The sequence below is a fragment of the Streptomyces sp. a15 genome (assembly GCF_059026085.1).
On record NZ_JBWLKM010000325.1, the window covers coordinates 1 to 245 of the forward strand.

1 protein-coding gene is annotated in these 245 nt (G+C 65.3%); it reads right to left on the reverse strand.

From position 1 onward, the window contains the following. Positions 1–245: RHS repeat-associated core domain-containing protein (locus AC5P09_RS52330; RefSeq protein ID WP_493880676.1), on the reverse strand; the 245-nt coding region annotated here is incomplete at both ends.

A 245-nucleotide genomic window follows, 5' to 3' on the forward strand; every position in this document is an offset into this window, starting at 1 on the left:
TCCCGGCACTCCGGGATGATCATGCCGCTGGGGTCGGCGTGCGTGACCGGTGAGTTGTTGGCGTAGGAGTAGCCGTTGATCTGCTGCGGCTGGGTGTAGTCGATGATCGGGTCGACCGAGATGAACTTGCCGATCGTGGAGTCGTACTCCCGTGCGCCCAGGTGTGTCAGACCGGTCGAGGCGTCGATCGTGCCCCCGACATAGCCCTTCTCCCCGGGCCAGACACCGGTCTTCTCGCCGCGGTC